Raw genomic sequence first — 24,391 nt, 5'->3', positions numbered from 1 at the left:
GCGTGCCTGTTGTGAAAGCATTTGGAAGCCTTGCGAACGACAGGCCGGTTATTCACATAATAAAAATAGTGCTTTTTCAGAGCGATCATCCAGAATGGGACCCGTCATGACCATCTCTCCCTTATCCGGCACAGCAGTTCGCCCCCGTTTGCCCTGGGTGGAGACTGCGCGGCTGCTGGCAACGCTGGTCGTCGTCATGCAGCATGTGCCTTCCGGCCCCTTTCTTCCCAACGAATGGCTGATCGGTCCGGCGCTGGCGACGTTTTTCCTGCTGGCGGGATATTTTTCCGCCTCCCGCCTGGAGGGGCGCGGGGCCGGAAAATGGACGGGCGGCCGCCTGCTGTCCCTGCTGTGGCCGTACCTCTTCTGGTGCGCGGCCTACTGGCTGGTAGCGGGCATGTCCCTTTCCCCTGGTTCGCTGGCTTCCGTGTTCGGGGCGGGAACGTGTCCCCTGCTGACCCCGATGTGGTTCCTGCGGGACCTGATGATTTTTACCCTGGCGGCGTTCCTGCTGCACCGCTGGCGTCCCGCGCTTTACGCGCTCGGCCTGTTCTGCCTGTTCCTGCACCGGTGGGATGACACCCTGGCGTGGCCCAGTCCCTATATGTTCGGGGACTTCGTGCTCGGCATCATGCTGGCGTCTTCCGCACCGGGTTGCCTGGACCGCTGGGGGAAGATGCCCCTGGCCGTGCACTCATCCATTATTCTGGCCTCTGCGGCCCTTGTCTGGGCAAGCTGTGCGGATACCTTCCTGGTTCCGGACGTCGCTTTTTCCGGACTGATTGTTCTGGCCTTCCTGAGCTTCGGAATAGTGGCTAGGGTCGTCAGCCCCGCACTGTCGGAACGGCTGGCGCGGTGGTCGTCCGGCAGCTTTTTCGTGTACTGTTCCCACATCTTCGTGCTGATTGCCCTGACAGGGGTGGAAACGTGCTTCCCGTCCCCGTGGGCGCCCTGGGTCTGGTGGTGCCTGGTGCCTGTCGTGTACATGCTGGCGCGAGGCGTTTACCTGTTCCTCAAACGGTATTTCCCGCGCGCCCTCGTCCTGATGACCGGGGGAAAATGACCTCAGGGGCGGCGCGGACGTTTCGCCCCATCCGTTCAGGGAGCCGCCGTGCGGAAGGCCTGGACCGGAATGGCCTCTTTCCTGCCGCCTTCCCTCTGCCAGAAAAGGTCGGGAAGCCCGGGGAAGCCTTCCGTTTCAACCAACAGGGGATGCCAGCCCTTTTCCAGCGGGATGGGCTTCAGCCCAGTTTTTCCTGCATCTCCTTCCGTCGTTCCTTCCCCCATGGAGGAGGATACCTCCGCGCCGGGCTTGTAGCCGTATTCCGCATCCAGCAGATGCGCGTCGTGTAGCCTGACGAACGCTTTAGCTCCCTTTTTCGCCGGGGTTTTCATGAAGAAGACGTATTTCCCGGTTTCCGGAACGTTCAGATAGAGCTCTCTTTTCATGCTGCCGTCCTTCCGGCGGACGCCCTGGGAGGACTGCGCCGTCAGGGGAACCAGGGTGCCGGGCATTTCCTCTTTCCGGAGGGCCGGAACAGGTTCTGCATCATAGGGCCGCTGGGCAAAGGTGCCGCGCACCGGGTGGGTATAATCGTAAACGCGCCTCATTCTCAGCACCTTGTCGTGCATGATGGGTTGCATCTTTTTCCCTTCCGGCGTGTCCTTTAGGTCATGGCGTTCCGCCGGGTCCTTCGCGGTATCGTAAATTTCAAACGGATCCGCATGGGACTGGATGTTGGTACGCACTCCCTTGTATTTGCCGAGGTAGACCATCTGCTGGTCGCCCCGGACGGCGTTCCTCCTGGACGGGAGAAAATCCTGGTAGCCGGGCGTCGTCGTCTTGTTCCGGGACATCTTGGCGCTGTATTCCATGTACAGGCGGCTGTCCGGCTGGGTTCCGTCGTTCAGCAGGGTGGGGAGCAGGGAAACGCCGTCACTCCGGAAGGGATCCCTGACGCCGCCGATGGCGGCCAGCGTCGCCATCCAGTCGTGGAACTGGGATGGATGGTCGCTGACGGAACCGGCCGGAACGCGGCCGGGCCAGCGGACAATGGTCGGCACGCGGAAGCCGCCTTCCCATGCGTCCTGCTTGATGCCGTCAAAGGGGCCGTAATTGCGGAAAAACTGCGGATTCTGGCCGCCTTCGTCATGCGGGCCGTTGTCCGACGTCATGATGATGACGGTGTTCCTGTCAATGTTCAGGTCTTTCAGGGTCTGGATGAGGTCTTCAAAGGAATCGCTCAGCCGCGCGATCATGGTGGCGTACTTCTTCTGCGCCATGGGCCATTTCTTGTCCGCATAGCGCGGATAGATGTAGGAGTTGATCTTGCCCTCCGCGGTATTCACCAGCTTGTGGGGCTTCCCCAGCCATTGCACGCCGCCCTTTACGCCGCGGCCTTCCGGATAGGGGCCGGTGGGGATCTGGAGCTGGGAGTGGGGGGCTATGTGGGTCAGCGCCAGGAAGAAGGGCTGGCGGGGATTCTGGCGGTGCGTATCTATAATCCATTTTTTGGCGCGGGCCGTCAGCAGGTCCACGGAGTACGCCTTGTCGCAATCCGCCGTGACGCACTTGTCCCCGTCCCAGATGCCGCTTCTCTTGGTGGGGGAAATGGGATTGGGGTCTTCCTTGGGATAATGGTGGTGGCCGCTGACGTGGTCCAGGTAGCCGAAGTAGTAGTCAAAGCCGCGTTTGGTGGGGTAGGCCGTGGATTCCTGCGGAGTGCCCGCGTGTTCCGTTCCTCCGCCTATCCCCCATTTGCCGATGAGGGCCGTCCTGTACCCGGCGGACTGCATGACGGTGCCGAGCGTTGGGGCCTGTTCGATGGGCAGGTCAAAGGACCTGTCCCGGATCACCTTGGCATGGCCCTGGTGCACCCCCGTGAACAGGGAGCTGCGGGCCGGGGCGCAAAGCGGGGCGGAGGAATAATGGCGCGTCAGCGTCATTCCTTCGCTGGCCAGTGTTCTCAGTCCGGGATTGTCCATGGCGGGCAATCCCTCCTTCATGCGCTGGTCCTGGTAGGAGGGCAGATCCCCCCAGCCCATGTCGTCCATCAGGATCAGGATGACGTTGGGCCGCTGGGCGGCTGCGGTGAAAGGAATTGCCAGAAGGACGGCCAGCAGGGGAAGCAGGCGTTTTTCTTTCATTTCAGCAAAAAATGGAATCTTACTTTGCAGGCCCGGTCTTGACGGAATAGCCTGGATCGGCAATCCAGCGTTCTCCCGATTTTTTCACCGGAATAAAGCTGATGCCCCAGGACTGGAAGCTGCCCGTATACGGCTGTTCAATCAGGATTTTGTTTTCTCCGGCCTTCACCCGGAAGGGAACGGGGGGACGCGCCCACCAGAATTCCTCATTGTCAAAGGGTATTTCATTGGCGGGGGAATTCCAGGTGTGCTTTTCATAACGCCGCTGTCCTGCCAGCTTGTAGGTCTGGGGATTTTTCACTTCCTTTCCGTTCACCCATATTCTGGTGCCGCACTGGGACCATTCCCCGGCTGCCGGGACTCCGGAACAGCGCCGCGTGGAGCGGGCCGGAGCGTCAAACCCCACCATGGCGTACATGGTGCCGGCCTTGGGCGCATAAAGGGTCGTTTCCGCCCAGGCGGTGTTTCCCGGCTTCGTTTTGGAGAACAGGCCTTCCGCCCCCGCACGGGTGCGGAAGTACAGATTGCCGCCGCGGGCCTGGATGGGCTCCGGCCCTGCGGGGGTTTTTCCCGCCAGAAGGCCGTTTCTCACTTCTTCCTCCCTGTCCTTTGGAACGGGGCCGAAGACGGTCCATTCCATGAAGGAATCCCGCCAATAGGGGAAGGGCTTGTCCCCGGCCAGGGCTTCCATGCGTTTCTCAAACAGGGAGAAAGCCTTGTAGGCTTCCGTATCCTTCTCCGGCAGTTTGCCGGCAAAGCGGGAGCCGTCCTCCGGCAGCCCCTTCCAGCTGCGTTCAGCCATGGCGAACATGGCCGGCCACTGGGGGCTCTGGATGGGGATGTTCTTCTTGTCTGCCACCCGGGTATCCGGCCACAGGCACTGGATGACGCCCAGGGAATGGTTGTCGCTCCTGGCCGTTCCGCAGGGCTGGCGGAAGAAATTCCGGCGCACCAGGATGCCGGGGTCAAAGGAATTGATGTAGCCTGCCGTGGAATCAAAATAGGGATTCTTCTGCTTGGCGGGGTCCGGCAGTCCTACGGAATTTTCGTCATTCCACAACTGGGCGTAGCTGTCTCCGGAGACGGGCAGGTCGTTGTTGCCCGCCCACTGGATGGGCTGGCGGCCCAAAGATTTGACCTTGGCCGCCATACGGTCCGCAAACTGCTTCCCGTTGGGGATGCGGATTTCATCCGCGCCGATGTGGAGGTAGGGGGACATCTCCACAGGGATTTCCCGGCAGAACTCTTCCAGCAGTTCCTCCAGAATCTTGATGCCCCTGGGATCGTGCATCGGGAAGCCGAAGCAGTTCTTGAAATAGGTGCTGTGCCCCGGCATGTCGATTTCCGGGATGATCTGGATGTGGCGTTTCCTGGCGTAGCGGAACAGGTCCCTGATCTGGTCGTAGGTGTAGGTGTCATTGACGTCCCGGTCCTTGATCCTCTTGGAAGGGTCATTCAGTACGGGGTACTTCCTGCACTGGATGCGCCATGCCGGGTAATCCGTCAGGTGCCAGTGGAAGGCGTTCAATTTCAGCCGGGCCATTTCGTCAATGTCCGCCTTGAGCGTCTCAATGGACCGGAAATTGCGGCCTACGTCGTGCATGAAGCAGCGGATGGCGAACGCCGGGCTGTCCTTGATGTCGCAGCACGGATAATCCCCCCGGGCTCCCAGCTGGTCCAGCGTTCTGCGGGCATAGAAAACGCCCGCATCCGTGGCGGACCTGATCAGGATGCCGTTGGGGCGGACCTGGAGCTCGTAGCCTTCCTTGCCCAGCGTCTTGGCCAGGGCCGCGTTCTTTTTAACGGAAACGGGAGCCTTTTTGGGGCATGTCCCCGTCTTCCAGTCAACATGGGCCGGGAAGGGAATGAGGGCTGCCGGAGCGGCTTCTTCCTGCTGGAGTGGATGCGGGGAAGTCCAGTCTCCATAGGAAGGATGGGAACAAAGCAACAGGCCTGATGCCAGCAAAAGGAGGGAAGGGTTTAGTCGCATGGTACTACTACTACATTCACATGCGGGACTGTCTTTCATCAAACATAAAATGAGGCAGTTTCCCTTTACCGGATTCCACGCTTTCTCCTCAGGCACAGGCCTCCCAGTCCGAACAATGCCGCGGCGCAGGAGGAAGATTCCGGCACCGGAAGGCCCTCCACGCTGAAATTTTTCACGGCAAGCTCCTGATAAGCATAGCTGGCGTTAAGAACATCGGTATTCATCACCAGATAAAAGGTGGCCCCCTGGTCGAACAGGGAACCGTATTCATCGTTGGAAACCGTCCAGCTATAGGATTGGTTATTAACGTTGCCTGCCAGGCCGGAAATCGTGGAACCAGCCTGGAAAACGGAATTTTCCTCTCCCCCCAGGCTGTACCACAAGCTGAAATTCTGGGGCTGTCCCGTTCTGCTGGTATTGGAAAGCCCTCCTGTATCAAAGGAAATCCTCAGGGCTGCATACCCGGACAGGGTATTGGCGGACAATTCATTGAATTTGACGGCCGTAAATCCTCCTCCTGCGCCGGAGGCGGAAACCAGCTTGGCGGCGCCATCTCCCGTCACGGAGGCAAGCGTCCCGTCATTGTTATTCTTGTTGCCGGAATACCATCCCGCATCCAGAGAGCCAAGGACGGATTGAACGGCGCTTGCGGAAGGCCCTCCGTTCGTGATCAGGGCGCCTCCGGAGGAATAATCGATGCGGGTGATGGAGGTTTCCCCCATCTTCAGCTCCGGAATAATTCCGTCAAGGGAACTCCACGCCTCCGCTCCGTGTGCCGATAGAACTGCCGCTGCGGGTAATGCCAGGAAAAAGGACGTTTTCATTTATATGTAATTTCTGTTGGAAAGCGGAAAGGCCGCTCCGCACTGGCGCGAATTCCGCTTTATTCGCCATGAAACTACAGAATTTGCAATCCGCTGGATATTTTATTACAGGTGCCCAAGTATTGAATAACATGTCTTTTTATAATAGAAATATGGTTGAATTAGTGTAATCAATAAGATAGGAAGGTTGAATTGGTTATTGCTGTATTTGTGTTGGTTTGAAGGGGAATGAAGCCGTTTGCGCAGGTAAGGGAAGGACTATGCATGACGCTGTTCGGTGGAGTCCGGAAAGGAGGCTCTTCCGGGTTTTTCCTTCCTGAAATCTGTCATTTCCACCGTAATCGGGAGAAACCTGCGGCCTTCCGGACCCCCTCCTTTTGTTTAGCCTTGAGTTGGGGGCGCGGAGTTGTTAGGATAGAAGGCAGGTATGGCATTGGATGTGCAGGAGCATCATGCATTTGAGCGTGAAGAGGGGCGTCCCCCTGTTTGGATAGGAATGGCGTGGGGCGTCGTGTCCCTGCTGGGCGGGGCTGCGCTGCTTGCGGCCATGCTGACGTTTGACGTGCGGGAAATAGGCTGGAGTTATTTAAATGATTCCGGGCAGGTGATTCCGGGCACCTCCAATGTGCTGGGCGTGGCGGGATTGTACGGCGCGGGGATTCTTTATTGGGCGCTGGGCGGCATGGCCTGGATGCTGGTCATTCTGTTGGAATGGTGGGGGCTTTACCGTCTGCTGCACCGTGGAAGTCTGCCCCGCAGCGTGGTGTACGGCGGCCTTTTCCTGCTGTTGTTCGGCTGCCTGTTCCTGACGGCCGGGCATGTGCCGGGTGACGCATGGGTGGCGCGCCACCAGATTCAGGGCGCCGGCGGCCTGGCGGGACATCTGCTGGGAACGGGGCTGCTTCTTCCGTTGACCGGCACGTCCGCCGTGCTGGTTCTTTCCGGGCTGGGCTATCTGCTGGCCCTGGTTTATGCCGCGGGAATGCATCCCCGCCCGCTGTTCCGCGCCATGCTGCGGGAGTGGCGCGCCTGGCGCATGAACAGGAAGGAGAAAAGAATGGCGCGCCAGTCCGCGCAGCTTGCCAGGGAGGCGGCGCGCGTGAGGGCCAGCATGGAAGATGCGGCCCTGTCCGCCCCCAGGCCGGCCGGAAAGGGCAGGGCATCCTCTCCCCGCCTGCAGCGCACCGGGGACGACCTGGAAGGCTTATATAATGAAGTGGCCGCGGCTTCCCCTGCCAGGTCCGCAGACCCCGCTCCCGCCCCCCGCGCACCGCGTACGCAGGGGCATCTTCCGCTGACGCCGCGCCCCAGGATTACCGTGGCGAAGCCGGCGGAAATCAAGCCCGCTCCCAGGGAGCAGCCTTTCTCCAAACTGTCCACGCCGCCTACGGAGGAATTCCGGGATTACGAGCTTCCTCCGTTTGAGCTGCTGCATTATGAAGAAAAGCCGGAAGGCCCTACGGAAGAGGACAAGGATGAAATGCTGGAAATCCAGCAGAAGATCATTGATACCCTGACGACGTTCCGCGTGGACGTGACGCCGGGGGACATTACCCGCGGCCCGACCATCACCCGCTATGAAGTTTACCCCGCGCGCGGCGTGCGCGTGAACACCTTTGACCAGTATGCGAAGGACATCGCGCTGGCGACGAAGGCGGAGAGCGTGAACATCGTGGCGCCCATTCCGGGCAAGGACACGGTGGGCATTGAAATCGTCAACCGCAACAAGGTGGCCGTGCCATTGCGGGAACTCTTGCAGGACCCCGGCTTCTGCTCCCCCAAGAAGAAAATACCGCTGGCCCTGGGGAAGGACGTGTATGGCCGCACCGTGATCGGGGACCTGGCATCCATGCCGCACCTGCTGGTGGCCGGGGCCACCGGGTCCGGCAAATCCGTGTGCATCAACAGCATTATCTCCTCCATGCTTCTGAAATTCCGGCCGGATGAGCTCAGGCTCATCCTGGTGGACCCGAAGGTGGTGGAAATGCAGCCTTATTCCAAGCTGCCGCACCTGATTGTGCCGGTGGTGACGGACCCCAAGAAAGTGCCCAATGCCCTGCGCTGGTGCGTGAATGAAATGGAGCACCGCTACCACTGCTTTGCCAAGGTGGGCGTGCGCAACTTTGAAGCCTTCAACAAGCGGCCGCCGGACGCGCCTGCGGAAGAGGCGGAGGAACCGGAAGACGGGGAGGTGGATGAAGCCCTGGCGGAATCCATTGCCCGTGACCTGGAATCCCAGGGGGAATGGCCCGCGGAAGAGGATGATGAACTGGACCTGGAGGACGACGGCGTCATCCCTGAACGCTTCCCCTATATCGTCATCATCATTGACGAACTTGCGGACCTGATGCAGACGGTGGGCGCGGACATTGAAACGAACATCGGCCGCCTGACCCAGAAAGCCCGCGCCGCGGGCATCCACCTCATTGTGGCGACGCAGACGCCCAGAAGGCAGGTGGTGACGGGGACGATCAAGGCCAATATTCCCACGCGCATCGCCTTCCAGGTGGCTAGCGGCACGGACAGTCGCGTGATTCTGGACAGGCAGGGCGCGGAAAAACTGGTGGGCAAGGGCGATCTGCTGTACCTGCCGCCGGGTTCCGCCCAGGTGGAGCGGGCGCAGGGCGCCTTTATCTCCGACGACGAAGTGGAAGCCCTGGTGGCCCACTGCGCCTCCCAGGCCAGGCAGAAATTCCATGAAGAGGTTCAGAAATCCCTGGACGAACCCTCCCGCGGAGGGGCGGACAGCCCGCTGGACGACGCGGAGGAGGAATGCTACGCCAAATGCCTGGAAGTGGCTGTCATTGAGCGCAAGGTGAGCACCTCCCTGCTGCAGCGGCGTTTGAGCATCGGGTACGGACGCGCGGCGCGCATGATGGATTTGCTGGAATCCCGCGGCATCATTGCCCCGGCGGACAATACCAACCGTCCGCGCAAGGTGCTGGTGGAATGAAACGACGAGAAAAGCCCCTCCCCATGAAACGAATCCTTTCCCTGCCTGCTCTGGCGGCGTTCGCGCTGCTGAGCGCCTCCTGCTCCCAGCAGGTGAGGCCCGTCAAAAAAAACGTCCGGCCTCCCGTGTACGTGGGGAAGGTGGAGCAGGTGTACCCCAGCCACAACTATGTGCTCATTGCGCTGGCCGGGAACGTTTACGAGCCCGGAACCGTGCTCATCTCCCAGTCTCCGGGCAGGGAGGAAAACCGCAGGGTCGCGAACCTGATCGTGACGGAGGAACGTATGGGCCGGGCGCGCATTCCGGCGGACATACGCAGCGGAGCCGTGGAGGCAGGGGACCTGGTGTTCCTGTACCGGAACCTGGCCGCTCCGGAAAGCTCCGGAAAAAAGGATAACCCGGACCCGGACAATCCGGAACCGGGGACGGATGAAGACGGCAAGGAGGTTACCCCGCCGATTTCCCCGGACGGCGGCAAAACGCCGGACGGGCTGCTTCCGGTGCCCGGGGAGGCCCCCGCGCCGGATCCCGCGGACCAGGAGCGCATTTCCCGTGAGCGGGAGAAAATCCTCCGGGAGCTGGAAAGCGTTCCGGGCAAGCTGGATGACCCGTGGCGCGAGGCTTTTTCCGGAAAATCGGCAGGAAAATGATTTTTTAGATTCATTCAATAAAAGCTTGTTTTTCAGCAAGCCCGGATTAGGATAATCCCGCTTACGCAACCAGATGACTAATTTATGAAATCCATCAAAGGAACAGAAACAGAAAAGAACCTTCTCAAGGCTTTTGCCGGAGAATCCGAAGCGCGCAACCGCTACACCTACTTTGCCGGCGTGGCCAAGAAAGCCGGTTATGAGCAGATTGCCGCCATCTTCCTGGAAACCGCCGACAATGAAAAGGAACATGCCAAGGTGTTCTTCAAGCTGTTGAAGGACGCCTGCGTTGAAGTAACGCACACCGTTTGCACGGCTCCCCTGGAATCCACGGAGGAATGCCTGCTGGCCGCCGCTGCCGGCGAGCGCGACGAATGGTCCGAAATGTACCCCACGTTTGCCGAGGTGGCTGACCGTGAAGGCTTCCCCGCCATTGCGGAAACCTTCCGCCAGATTGCCACTGTGGAACAGCACCATGAGGCGCGCTACCTCAAGCTGGCTGAAAACGTGCGCGAAGGCAAGGTATTTGCCAAGGAAAAGGAAATCCAGTGGAAGTGCCGCAACTGCGGTTACGTGCACACCGGCTCCACCGCCCCCAAGGTGTGCCCGGCCTGCGTGCATCCCCAGGCGTTCTTTGAAGAACTGGCGGACAACTTCTAATCGTCCTTTCTCCAGAAACATGATTGGGGCCGGTTTCACGAGCTGATCGTGTGATCGGCCCTCTTTTTACTTACGGACGCCTTACGCTGATGGACTGGAAACGCACGGATGCGGTGTGGATGAAATATGGGCGCAGCCTCTGGAAATTCGCCGGAAGCTACGGGCTGGGCATCGCTCTGATGCTGATCCTGCTGGTGCTGACGTTTGCCGGAACGCTGCATCAGGTGCGGCTGTCTTCCTCCATGGGGCCGGAGGCGGCCATAGAATCCTTCTTCGGCGCGCCGTATGTGCTGATACCGCTGGGCGGGGAAAACTCCCTGGTTTCCCTGCCGCTGCCCGGCATGGGCATTACCTGCGCCCTGCTGTTTGCCAACCTGCTCATAGGCGGGATGTTCCGCGTCCGGTGGACCTGGAGGCACGCGGGCGTGCTGGTGGCCCACGGCGGCATTCTGCTGCTGCTGGCCGGCATCATGCTGGGCAATAAAATGACGGTGGCCGTGGACCAGGTGGAACTGCCCCAGGGCGACCGGGTGCACGAGCAGTCCCTGCCGTTTGACCTGCGCCTGAACCGCTTCGTGCCGGAATTTTATCCCGGCACCTCCAAGCCCAAATCCTATGAATCCCAGGTAACCGTCTTTCCGGAATCCGGCGGCCAGTATGATGCCGTCATCCGCATGAACGAGCCTCTCCGCCTTTCCGGCTGGACGCTGTACCAGATGAGCTGGGGGCAGGACTCCCTGCATCCGGGCAGGCTCATCTCCGTCCTCCGCGCTTCCCACAATCCCCTGGAGCAGATGCCCAAATGGTCTTCCTACATCATTGCCGCGGGACTGCTGTGGCACTTTGCCTGCGTCTTCGGAAGGTACCTGCGCCGCAAACCCGGCCAGGCTCCCGCCGGAACGGAGGCGGCGGACGACCAGCCGGCGCCGCCCGCTTCCGGCGGCAAGCGCCGCCTGCGCCTGATAGGCATTTGCGTGCTGGTGGCGGCAATCTTCGGCGTCGGCATGCTGGCGGCCCGGCCTGCCTCTCATCCGGTCCGGGTGGAGCATTACGTGCCCTGGTCCTCCTTCCTGGTGGAACGGGCCGGGGCGATGGCCGTCCAGGACGGCGGGCGCCTGAAGCCCGTCTCCACGTACGCGGGCTTCCATCTGCTCCGGACCCTGGGCAAAAGAAGCTTTGCCATGGAGACGCCGGAGGGGAAAAGGAAACTCTCTCCGGTGGAATGGATGCTGGACTGCATGTTCCGCCCGGAATTCGCGGAACAGTATCCCGTCTTCCTGGTTAACCGGGAGGAAGTAGTCAGGCGTCTGCACCTGCCGGACCAGGCGGACAAGCGGAAAAAATACTCCTACGCGCAGATTGCGGAACACTGGGAGGAAATGACCCGCGCCGTCCGGGAAATCCGGCTGCTGGGAGAAACGAACTTGACGGAAGCCCAGAAGGAAATCCTGGCCCTTTCCCGCAACTTTGACGTGGTGCGCGGCTGGATGCTCGGCTCCCGTATCATGCTGGAAGACCCCTCCGCCATGGAACGGATGGAATTCCCCCGCTGGTTCCCCTCTGCGGGCCAGCATGGGGAGCGTCTGTGGACGGCCGCCCCGGACAAAGCCACCGGAGCCTTTCTGGCCATGGCCTCCCTGCTGGAACGCAAGGCCATCGGCATGGAAGGAGCGGAAGCCTCCGGACTGCGGATGAAGGCGGAAGGACTGCTGCTGGAAAAACTGGCGCAGCCCAATGAAGCCGCCTCCGCCGGGGAACGGCACAGCCTGGAAAGGGAAATCTTCTACTACCGTCTGGACCCGCTCTATGCCTCCCTGGCCGTCTTTGTGGCGGCGTTCGTGTGCCTGCTGCTCTGCGCCCTCTTCCGTCCTGCCGCCAACGCTCCCCTCTGGCGCCGTTTTCTGCGGCCCGGCGGGTTCAGCCCTGCGTGGCTGCTGGGTGCGGCGGGGACCGGCGTGCTGGCGGCGGCCCTGGTCATCCGCGTGCTCATCACCATGAGGTCCCCGGTGGGCAACACGTATGAAACCATCGCCTTCATCGCGTGCATGGGCGTGCTCTGCGCGCTGGTGGCGGAGCTGTTCAGCAAAAAGGGCATCGTGCTGGCGGCGGGGCTTCTGCTGGGGGCCTTCTCCTGCCAGATGGGCATTCTGTACGAATCCTCCCAGGCCGTGGACCACATGGACCCCCTGGTAGCCATCCTGCGCTCCAACTTCCTGCTCTCCACCCATGTCATCACCATTGTGCTGGGGTACGTGGCCGGGTTGCTGGCGGCGGTGCTCTCCCATGTGTACCTGCTGGCCTCTCCCCTGCGCCTGATCGGCAGGAAAACGGAACAATCCCTGGACCGCATGGCTTACGGCATCCTGTGCTTCTCCCTGGTATTCACGCTGGTGGGAACGGTCTTCGGCGGCATCTGGGGCAATGAATCCTGGGGGCGCTTCTGGGGCTGGGATCCCAAGGAAAACGGGGCCCTGATGATTGTGCTGTGGCAATTGACCGTGCTGCACGCGCGGAAAGCCGGGTGGCTGTCCCCCTGGCTGCTCCACTTCAGCAACGTGGTGGGCGGCGTCATCATCGCCTTTGCCTGGTGGGGCGTCAACATGCTGGGCGTGGGCCTGCACTCCTACGGCTTCACCTCCGGCCGTGACGCCCTGGACATTTTCTACTGGTCTGAAGCCGTCCTGTGCGTCCTCTTCGTCATCCTGCATTACCGCGCGCTCCGGCGCGTGGACATCAGGTAGGCGGAGAAGGACGCATTTTTCTCATTTTCTCCTTGCCGGTCCGGGTTCCCCGGTATATATTCCCGCCACCTCATGCACGGATAGCTCAGTGGTAGAGCGGCTGTCTTACACACAGTTGGTCGGGGGTTCGAATCCCTCTCCGTGTACCAAAGACTTTCTTTTATAAAAATTAAATAAAAAAGCCGCGCTCTGAATGCGCGGCTTTTTTATTGTTATTAAAGCATGATATAATTAATTATTTAATGCTGGACAAGAAGTGTAATGGAAGAAGTATAGTGCTTTTTTAATACCAGTGGTAGGAATTATGTTAGCAGCTGATGCAATGGTATGAAGTTGAGATTTAAAAATTGTTGTATTTTGTTTATTATAAGTTTTTTATGATTTTTAAAAATTCCGGAAGCTGCAAAATTTAGAAGGCAAATTTCTCCGGAAATATTTTTCTTGAGGAATGAAATTTAAAAACACGCAAAATGAATAAAATTGTGTTCATGTAAAAGTTGGTTGTTTCTCTTGCCGTATCTGATTTTAGTGATTGTGAATGGAGTTTGAATTTATTGCTGATCTGTTTGATGGAATCAAACATAAAACACGTTAGTTTTAATATAAATATTAATTCAGGTAATAAGAAATCTTCTATAGAGGATAAATAAATAATACAACAAATTTTCGAGGCGTGACCGGACTCAGAAAAAAATGATCATCAGGGCCCACCAGGTTTCATTAGGTGTTACGCCAGATACCTCCCCCGACAACCATCTGGAATATATGTGCAGGTATCTCAAACTGATGAACAGGAGTAAAAAAAAGCGCTGGTTCCACAGTGAAAAAAACTCTGCGATCGTTTTCCTATCCAAGAGGTGCGGCATAGGAAATTGAAAATCAGCCAGACGGTTTTCGTTGAAAGAATTATATTAACGGCTCAGTTCTCTGCTTCGTTAGCCCCCATTGATCAAGGGCGTCATCAAGGGAATCAAAGGAACTGTACCCCAGTTCTTCGTTCTTCATGGTCTTACTAATTACCAGATGTCCCCAGTCAACAATATAACGCGTTCCGTTCTGATCTACGTAATCCCCGGTTTCTCCCGGTACGGCTTTGCACCATACCTTTTCCAACTGCCGGATTTTGGCTTTGGACGTAGACGTTCCATTCCATTGAACCGTAACAGTCCACCCGCGGTGCGTGGCTCCTTCTATGGCTGCAAGAAGCTCGGGAGCCGATTTATGATCCACATGGACTCCAATGGTCAATTCCCACGTTGCTCCAGTTATCCCGTCAGCGGACATCCGCAAGCTATTGATGATACTCAATGCGGTAGGAAGATCCAATTGCGTCGCATGAAACGCATTCCCTCCGGCGACTATTTCCGGCAGGGTCAAATAGGCATACAGGCCATTTCCTTCGGCATCCAATGCCTGCTCCAGGCCACTCTCATAAATGCTCTGTCCATTTGCATCAACCGGATAGCGGCATGTTTTCAAATTGAAATTCCAACTCATAAAATTGGTGGCGTACATGGCCTTCGGTAATGCGGAGCCGAATTCCACCATAGATTTGTTGGACATAAACGCGTTGTTGACATTAGTTACATTTTTTAGATTGTGCTTAAAATCAACCAGACCCGCGCCCTCCGCCATGTAGGACAAGGACGTTACATTGCCAAAGTCCATATGAATGCGGCGGCATTTGGCAGCACCGTAAATCAATGTATCGCATGAGGTAATATTTGTTGACGATATCGTCACCTCATCAACGTCAGATTGTCTAAACATCCCAGTGCATATTGTTAAATTAGGGAATCTCCATGATGACGGGAAGCGGGTCAGCTTGGAGAGAGTGAAAAGATTAGTTCCATTTGTCAATGCGGTCAGGGCTGCTGGCTCCGGCATATCATCTGGCAAGGCGGTAATAATTGTGCCATCGCAAAAATCCCGTATAATATTTTCCCGTGTCCACTCATACTGGTAGGCGTAATAATACGCAGCTGCCTTGTAGAGGGAGGGCAGGACATCAGCAGGTATCTGCACGGCGCCGAGTGTTACAGGCCCCCCAATGTTAATGCCGCCGTTGGCATTATAGGTTCCCGTTGTCGTCAGGCTTCCTGCAAGCGTCATATTGCCGCTCTCATCCAAGTGGGGAGCGGTATTCCATCGGTTGCGCTCCTCTTCCGTGATATGGACTGACGCGTCCGCTTTGTGGGCATCGAATGTTTCCGTGCTTACTTTGGAATTAACTTCAGATGCTTCAGCCTTGGAGTTCCAGGCCGTTCGTTCATCCTCTGTGATGTGAACGGAATTATTTTTTTCATGCTCATAAAAATCATTATGGGCCGTCAGTAAAATCCCGTTGATGGAAGTAATTTTATCCATGATTTTTGTTTATTATTGGTTGTAGTGAGGTAGTTGAACAACTTTGGCGCCTCCTTATCCATGATGAACTCCGGCTCATCCGGCATGGAAGGCTTGCACCTTCCACGCGGGCTGGCTTCTTCAACGGTCAGGGCAACTCTGGACGGGATTCATGAGAACCTCCCCTTCCTTCGGTTGCGGATGGGCTGAAATTTGATCCAGCGGCGCCCTGGCTTGAAGTGCCTTACATTCCCCGGATAAAATGGAAACGGTTGAAACCCACTTCGGAAAAAATCTACGGCTGTCCCGGAGAAAGGTCATCCCGCATGGAACGTTAAGACTGCATGAATGCTGCTTTTGCCTGGAGCATCATTTGGACGTCTGCCGTTATGGATAAAAAAGCTGCCGCACCTTTCGGTGCGGCAGCCCCTGTTTAATGATATATTGAATCGGTTCCTGAATGGGAATGAATCAGGCGCCGAAATCCAGCGCCTTGGGTTCGCGGGCCCAGACGCGGTGCTGTTTCATGGCCGTGATGAAAGGTTTCATCAGGGCCTTGGTGTCTTTCGGCGTGAGCAGCCCGGCGTCGTCCATATCCCGGGGCAGGTCCGTCGCTTCCAGCATTTCACTGGCGTCGCCGGGCAGGCCGATGGCCTTCAGGTGCCGGTATGCCTGGCGCAGGTGGTACTTGGCGTCTCCGTTCATCAGGAGCGTTTGAATGCTCTGCTCTCCTTCCGGCACGATGACGGCGTCAAACACGACGGAGGGGTTGCCGGACAGGGTGCCGTCCACAAGCAGGTCTTTCCCTTCCTCCGTATTCACGCTTCCCATGTGCGGGGCAAGAATCTGGGGGTGCACGCCTTCCTTGTGCAGGGCGCTGCAGATTTCCTCCACGGATTTCAGGCTGACGCCGTCCGCCGCCAGCAGGGAGACGCGCATGCCCTTGAGGTTGCCGTCCGGGTTGGCGTACAGGCTCAGCGCCGGGTCTTTTTCCAGGCCGCAGACCGGTTTGGGCAGTTCCCGGCTAAGCTGTTCCTCCGTGAGTTCAATGCCCAGGTTTTTAGCTACTCCGGCTGCCAGGTTTGGGTCAATGCGCGTCAGCAGGTCCACCACCCGTTCCCGGATGTACGGGCGCGTCACCTTGCCTACTTCAAAGCTGAAGGCGTCAATGATGTGCCTTTGCTCCACGGGAGTCTGGCTCATCCAGAACAGGCGGGGCTGGGCATAGTATTCCGCGAAGGAGGGGCTCCTGAGGCGTTCCTTGACGCCGCTCACCGGCTGCGGGGCGGTGGAGAAACCGCCTTCTTCCGGGGGCGTTTCACGCGGCCAGTTGTCCCCGATGGAGTTGGGATCGTAGTTGGCCGGAGCGGTGTCTATCTGCATGCGGTGGAAGCCGTCCCTCTGGTTATTGTGGAAGGGGCAGACGGGCCGGTTGATGGGGATTTCCGTAAAGTTGGCTCCGCCCAGGCGGTGCCGCTGGGTGTCGCTGTAGGAGAAGATGCGGCCCTGAAGCAGCGGGTCGTCGGAAAAATCGATGCCCGGCACGATGTTGGCGGGGCAGAAGGCGACCTGTTCCGTTTCCGCAAAGAAGTTGTCCGGGTTGCGGTCCAGCACCATTTTGCCGACGATTTCCACGGGAACCAGCGCTTCCGGAATGAGCTTGGTGGCGTCCAGAATATCGAAGTCGAATTTGTCTGCGTCCTCTTCCGGAATGAGCTGCAAACCGAGTTCGAATTCCGGATAATCCCCGGCTTCAATAGATTGCCAGAGATCCTTGCGGTGGAAGTCCGGATCGCGTCCTGTCAACGCCTGGGACTCATCCCAGATCAGGGATTTTTTACCATACGCCGGTTTCCAGTGGAAGCGGACGAAGGTGCTTTTCCCTTCTTCATTGACCAGCTTGTACGTGTGAATGCCGAAGCCTTCAATGGTCCGGTAACTCCGGGGAATGCCGCGGTCGGACATGAGCCACATGACGTTGTGCAGGGTTTCAGGCTGGAGGGAGACATAATCCCAGAAGGAGTCGTGGGCCGTCTGCCCCTGAGGCATTTCATTGTGGGGCTCCGGCTTGACGGCATGGACGAAATCCGGGAATTTGATGGCGTCCTGAATGAAAAAGACGGGCGTGTCGTTGCCCACCAGGTCATAGTTGCCTTCCTTGGTATAGAACTTGGTGGCGAAGCCGCGGATGTCCCTCACCGTATCCGGAGATCCTCGGAAGCCCTGCACGTTGGAAAAACGCACAAAGACCGGGGTCTTTTCTCCCGGATCCTGCAGAAAGCCCGCCTTGGTGTACTTGGAAAGGGACTTGTATACCTGAAAATAGCCATGTGCCCCGGAACCTCTTGCGTGAACCACGCGTTCCGGTATCCGCTCCTGGTCAAAATGAGCCATTTTTTCCAGAAAGTGGAAGTCTTCAAGCAGAGAGGGGCCTCTGCTTCCGGCTTTAAGTGTATTTTGGTCATTGGCTATTTTAACTCCCAGGTTGCTTGTGAGCGGCTGGTCCATGCCGTTGGAGCGCATGGTGTCCAGATCCTTGATTTTTTCCGTGGTATTGTCCGGCATTTTCATGGAGCCGGGAGCGGAGGGTTCCGCATTGGGCGGCGTAGGCTTCGGAGTGGGCTTGATCAGCTCCGGATCAATCGTATCCGTGTAATGGGGTTCCGCTTCCTTTCCGTCGGTGAAAGGAGCGAGGCTGTCTTCCATGGGCGGCGTCTTTTTTTTCATTTGCTTGTTCATGATGGGACCGAATTTCTTCTATACGGGTAAGGGTTCGACTTCTCTTTTTCCGGTGATGTTCTGTCATGTTTTGTCAGCAGCCTCCGTTCAGGGATGATGGAGATTCGTTGAAAAGAACTCGACTTGAAACGTTTATATGATAGAGAATGGCATCTATGGAAAAGGCTTGTTTGATTGGCATGGCTTTTCTGCCTGTGGTCCATGCTTCATTCGCAGCAGGGCAGCAGGCGGAAGACCGCGGGGATGTAGCCGTGGACACGCGGACGGCGTTTGGGAAGCCTCCGCGTTCCCTGCATCTGGAACCGGTGGAGAGCCTCTCAGTGCCGAAAAATCCGGATATTCCCTACGGCATGATTAGCCGCGTGCATCTCTATGCCGACCGCTCCCATGGCTCGGGTGAAGATTCCATTTATCTGGTGGCGGAAATGAATTTCTGCGGGGAAGACGGGGACCAGCCCCATATTGTGGGAATCTTTGCCGGTTCTCCCGCAGGGGAACCGTGCATGAGGCTGGCGGACCTGGACAGGGACGGCATTCCTGAACTGGTTCTGGTTCATGAAGCGGGAGCAGGAGCTTCATATATGCGCATTTTCCGCATTTCCCAAGAACCGAATGTCTACGACGATAAGAGCTGCATCTCCGCCTCTGCCATGCTGAAGCAGGTGGGCTGCTGCCGCACGGGAATGGGAACCGTCAGGCTGGAGGATGACGGAACGGTGGTGGTAAAGACTTATCCGGAAGGAGGAAAGATTCCGGCATCCGTGAAAAAATACCGTCTGGAACAGGGGGCGGACGGAATGAAGGAGGTGGAATAAACAGGAGCGGAGCAGGGGAAGCCGGAATAGGAGGGAGAAGCGCAGCGGCGTTTCCGGCGCAGCGGGACGGGGGTACGCTGCGTACATGAAATGGGACGGAACTTCCACAAATTTTCATAGACGCGGGGAATAAATAGGTTATGATTTTTATGTCAATCGGGTATTGGAAAAAAGGCTCATGCCGTTATGGCGCGGAGCGGCTTTTCCGGTATGGAACCATTTTCCTATTGAATTAAAGTGATGACGGTGCAAGAAATAGCTGAACAGAGTTTGAAGAGCCTTCTGGCCTCCCTGGGTTTTTCCGCGGATATTGAAGTAACGGAGGCGGACGGCATCGTGTGCCTGAATATTTCCTCCCCGGATTCCCAGTACATCATCGGGGGAGACGGGGACAGACTGGACGACCTCCAGTACCTGGTCAACCGCATGATCCAGCGCAAGATGGAGGATGCACCCCGCGTGAAGGTGGATTGCGATCACTACCGGGAACGCAACGAGGCCCGCCTGCTGGAAAAGGCCCGTTCCCTGGCCGAACGCGTGCAGGAGAGCGGCAAGCCGATGAAGATGCAGCCGCTGAACGCCTACCACCGCCGCCTGGTGCACAATGCCCTTCAATCCATGGAAGGCATTGCGACGGAATCCGAGGAAGGCGACGGCCGTTACAAGCGCATTACCATCCGGCGCGCCTGAAGCCGGCAGTTTTCATGAAGGTTGCAGCGGTTATTGCGTCTGTTTGCCTGGCGCTGGTGACGGCGGTTCCGGGCCGTGCGGAAGCGGAGGATTCCCCCGCTTCCTGCGCCCCGCCTCCTTCTCCGCCGCCTCCCGTGCTGGTGGTGTACGGTTCTGCGGAGCCCGGCGCGGCGGAAGCCCGCTGGCTGAAGGCGCTCCGTCCAGGAACGGAAGAACGCCGTGCGCTGGATGAACATGTCCGTGACGTGCAGTTTGTCACAGTGCCCAAACGTCCCTCCGTGAAGGATTGGGAAGAAGGCGGCAGCCTGTTCCGTGCTGCGGAGCATGGCGTGCGCGTGCTGCCTGCGGTGGTTTTGCTTGATTCCAGGGGGCGTGTATTTGACTTGGTGGAAGGGGGAGCGCATGCCGCATCCCTGCGGGAAAAGGCGGCCCTGCTGGCGGATAAGGCCCGGCGCGTGCGCCCGGTGACTTTGGTGAATGACGTTCCGAAGGGTGGAGACCCTGCGGAGGAGGCCGCCGCCATTTGCCGGGCGTTGGAACCGGTGCCGGCGGAAGCCTGGTTCCGGGATTATCCGGGAACGATAAAACGCCTGGAAAAACTGAATTGCACGGTTCCGGCCTTTCTGAACGCCCGCGCGGCAGCCCGCCGCCTGGAGAAAAACCGGGAAACGGCGGCGCTCCTCTGCGAATCCTTCCAGGCCTGTGATGCCCCTTCCATCCGGAAATGCCTGGAAGCGTGGCGGAAAAGGGCGGATGATCCCTCCCTTCCCGTGGAAGAACGCCAGTTGATCCTGCTCTCCATGGTGCATCCCCTCTGGGTCCGGCTGGAAGAAGCGCTGTACCGGGACGCCCACACGGCGGAGAGTGAGGAGGCTTTCAACCGGGCGGTTGCCGTTCTGGAGGAAGTGCGGGACATGGACCGCACCAGCGTTTGCGGCAGGCGCGCGCACCAGCTCCGGGAAGAGCTGAGGAGGGCTCGCCTGGCTGCCGCGCGGTATGATTGATGCGGTTTTCCGGAGCTTCCGGAAACGGACAGGAAGGCTTCCCGGTTGCCGTCACGGAATCAAGGGACGCGTTTTTTCTTCGTGATTCCCTTCTCCACAGGAAGGGCCCGGCAAATTGGCTTGATTTTGCCCCTGTCCGGGGCTAGTCTTCGGACCGTTATGACAGACTCATCCATCCCGGACATGATGGCGGCGGCGCGCCGTGACAAATGGACTGACCAGCAACTGGCCGCCAAGGCTGTGGAACTGGCGGAATCCATTCTGAAACAGTCGAATGCCGGGATGCGCAGGAAGGAGAAAAAGCAGGCGGAACAGATGGAGCGCATGATGAACGACCCTGCGGGCAAGGCCTTTACGCTGGCGCTGGCGGACCGCGTGTTCCGCCCTTCCTCGCCGGCGCGGGGCGCGGAGCTGTTCCGCTACCTGCTGGACGGCTACGGTATTCCCCGTTATTTGTCCGCCGCGGACCGGTTCGCCATGAAGCTGGGGGACAAATTCTCCGTACAATTTCCCGGCGTAGTGATGCCCATGATTACCAGCCAGTTGCGGAAGGAGAGCTCCAACGTGATTCTTCCGGCGGAGGATGGAAAACTGCGCTCCCACCTGCGCCGCAGGCGCAAGGCCGGCATCCGGATGAACATCAACCAGCTGGGAGAGGCCATTCTGGGTGAAAGCGAGGCCCACCACCGCCTCCAGCAGGTCGTGGACCGCCTGGCGGACAAGGACTGCGACTATATTTCCGTCAAGATTTCAGCCATTTTCAGCCAGATTCATCTGGTGGCCTTTGAAGAAACCGTGCAGCTGATTCAGGAGCGCCTGCGCATCCTGTACCGGGCGGCCATCACGAATGCGGTGACACTGCCGGACGGCTCCAAAAGACCCAAATTCGTGAATCTGGACATGGAGGAATACCGTGACCTCCACCTGACGGCGGAAGCGTTCAAGCGCACGCTGATGGAGGATGAATTCATGCAGATGGAAGCCGGGATTGTGCTCCAGGCTTATTTGCCGGACTCCTGGGAGGAACAAATGAAGCTGTGCGCCTGGGCGAAGGAGCGGGTGGAGAAGGGCGGCGCGCGCATCAAGATACGCCTGGTGAAAGGCGCCAACCTGGCGATGGAGAAAGTGGAGGCCTCCATGCATGACTGGGCGCAGGCCCCATACGGCACGAAGGCCCAGGTGGACGCCAACTACAAGAGAATGCTCCATTACGGCTGCATGCCGGAGAACGCCAGATATGTGCAGTTCGGCGTTGCCTCCCACAACCTGTTTGACTTGTGTTATGCCATGCTGCTGCGTGAGCGGGAAGGCGTCCGGGACCATGTGGAATTTGAAATGCTGGAGGGGATGGCGAACCATCAGGCGCGCGTCATCCGCCAGGCGGCGGACGGCCTGCTGCTGTATGCCCCTGTGGTGCTGAAGGAAGACTTCCACAGCGCGATTGCCTACCTGGTGCGGCGGCTGGATGAAAACACCAGTGAGGAAAACTTCCTGCATGACCTCTTCGGCATGACGCCGGGCTCCCGGAGCTGGGAGGCGCAAAAAAAGCGGTTCTTAAAAGCCTGCCAGGAGAAAGACGACGTGAAATACGGCCCCAACCGTACGCAGAACCGCGCTACGGACCCCGTGCAGCCCACGCATTACCGGGACGCCTTTGCCAATGAGCGTGATACGGACTGGTCCCTGCGGCAGAATGCGGAATGGATCAACGGCCTGATTGCCGCGGAAAAGGAAAAATCCGGCGAGGAAATTCCCCTGGTCATCAACGGTGAGGAAATCACGACCAACCTGTGGGGCGTGGGGCGCGACCCGTCCCGCCACAATGAAGTCTCCTACAAATTCGCGTATGCGGACTTTGACCAGATTGAACACGCGCTGGACACGGCGGACAAGGCCCGCGCCTCCTGGGCGTCCAAGAGCGTTGGCGAACGCGCTGAAATCCTGCACCAGGCGGCGCAGGAGCTGTCCAGAATCCGGGGGGAGGCCATTGCAGCCATGGTGAGGGACGCCGGAAAGGTGCCCACGGAGGCGGACGTGGAAGTGAGTGAGGCCATAGACTTCTGCCGCTATTATGCGGAAGGGCTGGACCGCGACGGCATGAACGACGGCGTGGAAATGACCCCGCTGGGTACCGTTTGCGTGATGTCTCCCTGGAACTTCCCCTTCGCCATTCCCACGGGAGGAATCGCTGCCGCGCTGATGGCGGGGAACACGGTGGTGTTCAAGCCGTCCGAGCTGGCCGTTTATACGGCCTGGCAGATCGTCCAGGCGTTCTGGCGCGCCGGGGTACCTAAGAGCGTGCTTCAATTCGTGCCGATGCCGCGCAATGAAATTTCCCACAAATTCCTGATGGACCCGCGCCTGAACGGCATCATCATGACGGGCTCCTACCGCACCGGGAAGATGCTGCGCGGCCTTCGGCCGGATCTGCGCGTACTGGCTGAAACCAGCGGGAAGGACGCCATGGTCATCACCGCCACGGCGGACCCGGACCAGGCTGTGAAAGATTTGGTAAAAAGCGCCTTCGGCCATTCCGGGCAGAAATGCTCCGCCGCCAGCGTGGCTATTGTGGAGGCCTCCGTCTATGACAACCCGGCCTTCTTGCGCCAGTTGAAGGATGCCGCAGCCAGCCTGAAGGTGGGGGGCTCCTGGGAGGTCAGCTCCGTGGTGACGCCGCTCATCAAGGAACCGGAAGGCGACCTGCTCCGGGCGCTCACGCAACTGGAACCCGGGGAGGAATGGCTGCTCAAGCCGGAACCCTCGGAAGACAACCCGTGCCTCTGGTCGCCCGGCATCCGGTTGGGCGTGAAGCCTGGAAGCTGGTTCCATCAGACGGAATGCTTCGGCCCGGTGCTGGGCATCATCCGTGCGGAAAACCTGGAGGAAGCCATTGACATCCAGAACGACTCCGAATTCGGCCTCACCGGGGGACTTCAGTCCCTGGATGAACGGGAAATCGCCCTGTGGAAAAGCAAGGTGCAGGTGGGCAATGCGTACATCAACCGCGTCATCACCGGCGCCATCGTGCGCCGCCAGCCGTTCGGCGGGTGGAACCACTCCTCCATGGGGCCCGGCTCCAAGGCCGGCGGCCCCAACTACCTCACCATGCTGGGAAGCTGGGAGGAAAAGGCGCTCCCGCAGAAACTGCGCACGCCGGGGGAACGCATCACCGGGCTGGTGGAAAAACTGTGCTCCGAACTGCCGGACTGCGCCAAGCGCATCCGTTCCGCGGCCGGTTCCCAGGCCAAGTGGTGGATGGAGGAATTCGGCGTGGAGCATGACCCTTCCCATATCTACGGGGAAAACAACACATTCCGTTACGTACCCGTGAAGGGGATACTGGCCCGTGTGGAAAACATGTCTGACGCTGACGCCGCCATCCTGCTGCTGGGCGCGAAACTGTGCGGAGCAGCCCTGCACCTGAGCGTGGAGGAAGGCCATCCCTGGATTCAGAAAATGAACGGTTACTATGCGTCCCTGACGGTGGAGACGGAAGCCGAACTCATCGACCGGATGCCGGAGGCAGCCCAGGGCGTGAAATTCCTGCGTGGAACGGGCATCTCCGAGGCTCTGGCGAATGCCGCACGCGCCCGGGATGTGGAAGTGCTGGACCGGCCCGTGCTTGCCAACGGACGCCTGGAACTGCTGGGCTATTTCCGGGAACAAGCCGTTTCCGAAACCGTTCACCGCTACGGCAACATCATCCCGCCTCCGGGCAGTTTCAAGACGGCCGGGGCGTGAGGGGAGCCTTGAACCCTGGCTCCCAGGCGGCGTGGTTATGAGTATAAAGACAGCGCAGGAAAATGCCCCCGCAGTCCAAACGGAAAACGCC

At 58.7% G+C, this 24,391-nt stretch carries 14 protein-coding genes and 1 tRNA gene; 10 read left to right on the top strand and 5 right to left on the bottom strand.

Going from position 1 to position 24,391, the window contains the following annotated elements:
* Window positions 1-106 precede the first annotated feature (106 nt).
* Window positions 107-1,063, top strand: a complete 957-nt coding sequence (locus P8A25_RS06320) for an acyltransferase family protein (RefSeq protein WP_215442647.1) — start codon at window positions 107-109, stop codon at window positions 1,061-1,063.
* Window positions 1,064-1,098: 35 nt separating this feature from the next.
* Here the strand turns inward: P8A25_RS06320 and P8A25_RS06315 are convergent, their stop codons facing one another.
* The 3 genes from P8A25_RS06315 to P8A25_RS06305 all read right to left on the bottom strand — a co-directional run bounded on the left by P8A25_RS06315 (window position 1,099) and on the right by P8A25_RS06305 (window position 5,961).
* Complete coding sequence (locus P8A25_RS06315) at window positions 1,099-3,147, bottom strand: sulfatase-like hydrolase/transferase (protein ID WP_215442648.1); 2,049 nt, start codon at window positions 3,145-3,147, stop codon at window positions 1,099-1,101.
* A 19-nt stretch (window positions 3,148-3,166) separates the two neighbouring features.
* A complete protein-coding gene (locus P8A25_RS06310) occupies window positions 3,167-5,137 on the bottom strand; it encodes a family 20 glycosylhydrolase (protein WP_215442649.1) in 1,971 nt (656 codons plus the stop codon).
* A 65-nt stretch (window positions 5,138-5,202) separates the two neighbouring features.
* Entirely contained in the window at window positions 5,203-5,961 is a 759-nt protein-coding gene (locus P8A25_RS06305; RefSeq protein ID WP_215442650.1) for a hypothetical protein, read from the bottom strand.
* 427 nt (window positions 5,962-6,388) lie between these two features.
* On the opposite strand from P8A25_RS06305, the gene P8A25_RS06300 reads away from it, so the two are divergent.
* The 5 genes from P8A25_RS06300 to P8A25_RS06280 all read left to right on the top strand — a co-directional run bounded on the left by P8A25_RS06300 (window position 6,389) and on the right by P8A25_RS06280 (window position 13,114).
* Window positions 6,389-8,914, top strand: a complete 2,526-nt coding sequence (locus P8A25_RS06300; protein ID WP_102722446.1) for a DNA translocase FtsK — start codon at window positions 6,389-6,391, stop codon at window positions 8,912-8,914.
* A 23-nt stretch (window positions 8,915-8,937) separates the two neighbouring features.
* The gene (locus P8A25_RS06295) at window positions 8,938-9,564 is read left to right on the top strand and encodes a hypothetical protein (RefSeq protein WP_102727141.1); all 627 of its coding nucleotides are present in this window, start codon (window positions 8,938-8,940) and stop codon (window positions 9,562-9,564) included.
* An 84-nt stretch (window positions 9,565-9,648) separates the two neighbouring features.
* Window positions 9,649-10,224 carry a rubrerythrin gene (gene rbr, locus P8A25_RS06290; RefSeq protein WP_022397298.1) on the top strand — a complete coding sequence of 192 codons (576 nt, stop codon included), beginning with the start codon at window positions 9,649-9,651 and terminating at the stop codon, window positions 10,222-10,224.
* 50 nt (window positions 10,225-10,274) lie between these two features.
* The gene (ccsA, locus tag P8A25_RS06285) at window positions 10,275-12,965 is read left to right on the top strand and encodes a cytochrome c biogenesis protein CcsA (RefSeq protein WP_215442651.1); all 2,691 of its coding nucleotides are present in this window, start codon (window positions 10,275-10,277) and stop codon (window positions 12,963-12,965) included.
* A gap of 74 nt (window positions 12,966-13,039) precedes the next feature.
* Window positions 13,040-13,114, top strand: a tRNA-Val gene (locus tag P8A25_RS06280).
* A gap of 757 nt (window positions 13,115-13,871) precedes the next feature.
* On the opposite strand, the gene P8A25_RS06275 is transcribed toward P8A25_RS06280, so the two are convergent.
* Window positions 13,872-15,332 carry a hypothetical protein gene (locus tag P8A25_RS06275; protein ID WP_102727144.1) on the bottom strand — a complete coding sequence of 487 codons (1,461 nt, stop codon included), beginning with the start codon at window positions 15,330-15,332 and terminating at the stop codon, window positions 13,872-13,874.
* Between the two features lie 450 nt (window positions 15,333-15,782).
* Window positions 15,783-18,038: a catalase HPII gene (gene katE, locus P8A25_RS06270; protein ID WP_215442691.1), complete on the bottom strand. Its 2,256-nt coding sequence runs from the start codon at window positions 18,036-18,038 to the stop codon at window positions 15,783-15,785.
* Window positions 18,039-18,229: 191 nt separating this feature from the next.
* Between katE and P8A25_RS06265 the strand changes: the two genes are divergently transcribed.
* The 4 genes from P8A25_RS06265 to P8A25_RS06250 all read left to right on the top strand — a co-directional run bounded on the left by P8A25_RS06265 (window position 18,230) and on the right by P8A25_RS06250 (window position 24,300).
* The gene (locus P8A25_RS06265; RefSeq protein ID WP_102722439.1) at window positions 18,230-18,865 is read left to right on the top strand and encodes a hypothetical protein; all 636 of its coding nucleotides are present in this window, start codon (window positions 18,230-18,232) and stop codon (window positions 18,863-18,865) included.
* 240 nt (window positions 18,866-19,105) lie between these two features.
* Complete coding sequence (locus P8A25_RS06260; protein WP_022395960.1) at window positions 19,106-19,555, top strand: R3H domain-containing nucleic acid-binding protein; 450 nt, start codon at window positions 19,106-19,108, stop codon at window positions 19,553-19,555.
* A 14-nt stretch (window positions 19,556-19,569) separates the two neighbouring features.
* Window positions 19,570-20,559 carry a hypothetical protein gene (locus tag P8A25_RS06255; protein WP_215442652.1) on the top strand — a complete coding sequence of 330 codons (990 nt, stop codon included), beginning with the start codon at window positions 19,570-19,572 and terminating at the stop codon, window positions 20,557-20,559.
* Window positions 20,560-20,718: 159 nt separating this feature from the next.
* A complete protein-coding gene (locus P8A25_RS06250; protein WP_215458368.1) occupies window positions 20,719-24,300 on the top strand; it encodes a bifunctional proline dehydrogenase/L-glutamate gamma-semialdehyde dehydrogenase in 3,582 nt (1,193 codons plus the stop codon).
* The last annotated feature ends 91 nt before the right edge of the window (window positions 24,301-24,391 follow it).

Origin of the sequence: Akkermansia sp. BCRC 18949 (assembly GCF_045011645.1) — a bacterium.
Classification (GTDB): Bacteria; Verrucomicrobiota; Verrucomicrobiia; order Verrucomicrobiales; family Akkermansiaceae; genus Akkermansia; species Akkermansia massiliensis.
This window is presented reverse-complemented; position numbering and strand designations above follow the sequence as displayed.

Excerpts from the sequence above, each read along its gene's own strand:
- P8A25_RS06320 (WP_215442647.1), top strand. The coding sequence starts at position 107 with ATGACCATCTCTCCCTTATCCGGCACAGCAGTTCGCCCCCGTTTGCCC.
- P8A25_RS06315 (WP_215442648.1), bottom strand. The coding sequence starts at position 3,147 with ATGAAAGAAAAACGCCTGCTTCCCCTGCTGGCCGTCCTTCTGGCAATT.
- P8A25_RS06310 (WP_215442649.1), bottom strand. The coding sequence starts at position 5,137 with ATGCGACTAAACCCTTCCCTCCTTTTGCTGGCATCAGGCCTGTTGCTT.
- P8A25_RS06305 (WP_215442650.1), bottom strand. The coding sequence starts at position 5,961 with ATGAAAACGTCCTTTTTCCTGGCATTACCCGCAGCGGCAGTTCTATCG.
- P8A25_RS06300 (WP_102722446.1), top strand. The coding sequence starts at position 6,389 with ATGGCATTGGATGTGCAGGAGCATCATGCATTTGAGCGTGAAGAGGGG.
- P8A25_RS06295 (WP_102727141.1), top strand. The coding sequence starts at position 8,938 with ATGAAACGAATCCTTTCCCTGCCTGCTCTGGCGGCGTTCGCGCTGCTG.
- rbr (WP_022397298.1), top strand. The coding sequence starts at position 9,649 with ATGAAATCCATCAAAGGAACAGAAACAGAAAAGAACCTTCTCAAGGCT.
- P8A25_RS06275 (WP_102727144.1), bottom strand. The coding sequence starts at position 15,332 with ATGGATAAAATTACTTCCATCAACGGGATTTTACTGACGGCCCATAAT.
- katE (WP_215442691.1), bottom strand. The coding sequence starts at position 18,038 with ATGAAAAAAAAGACGCCGCCCATGGAAGACAGCCTCGCTCCTTTCACC.
- P8A25_RS06265 (WP_102722439.1), top strand. The coding sequence starts at position 18,230 with ATGGCTTTTCTGCCTGTGGTCCATGCTTCATTCGCAGCAGGGCAGCAG.
- P8A25_RS06260 (WP_022395960.1), top strand. The coding sequence starts at position 19,106 with ATGACGGTGCAAGAAATAGCTGAACAGAGTTTGAAGAGCCTTCTGGCC.
- P8A25_RS06255 (WP_215442652.1), top strand. The coding sequence starts at position 19,570 with ATGAAGGTTGCAGCGGTTATTGCGTCTGTTTGCCTGGCGCTGGTGACG.
- P8A25_RS06250 (WP_215458368.1), top strand. The coding sequence starts at position 20,719 with ATGACAGACTCATCCATCCCGGACATGATGGCGGCGGCGCGCCGTGAC.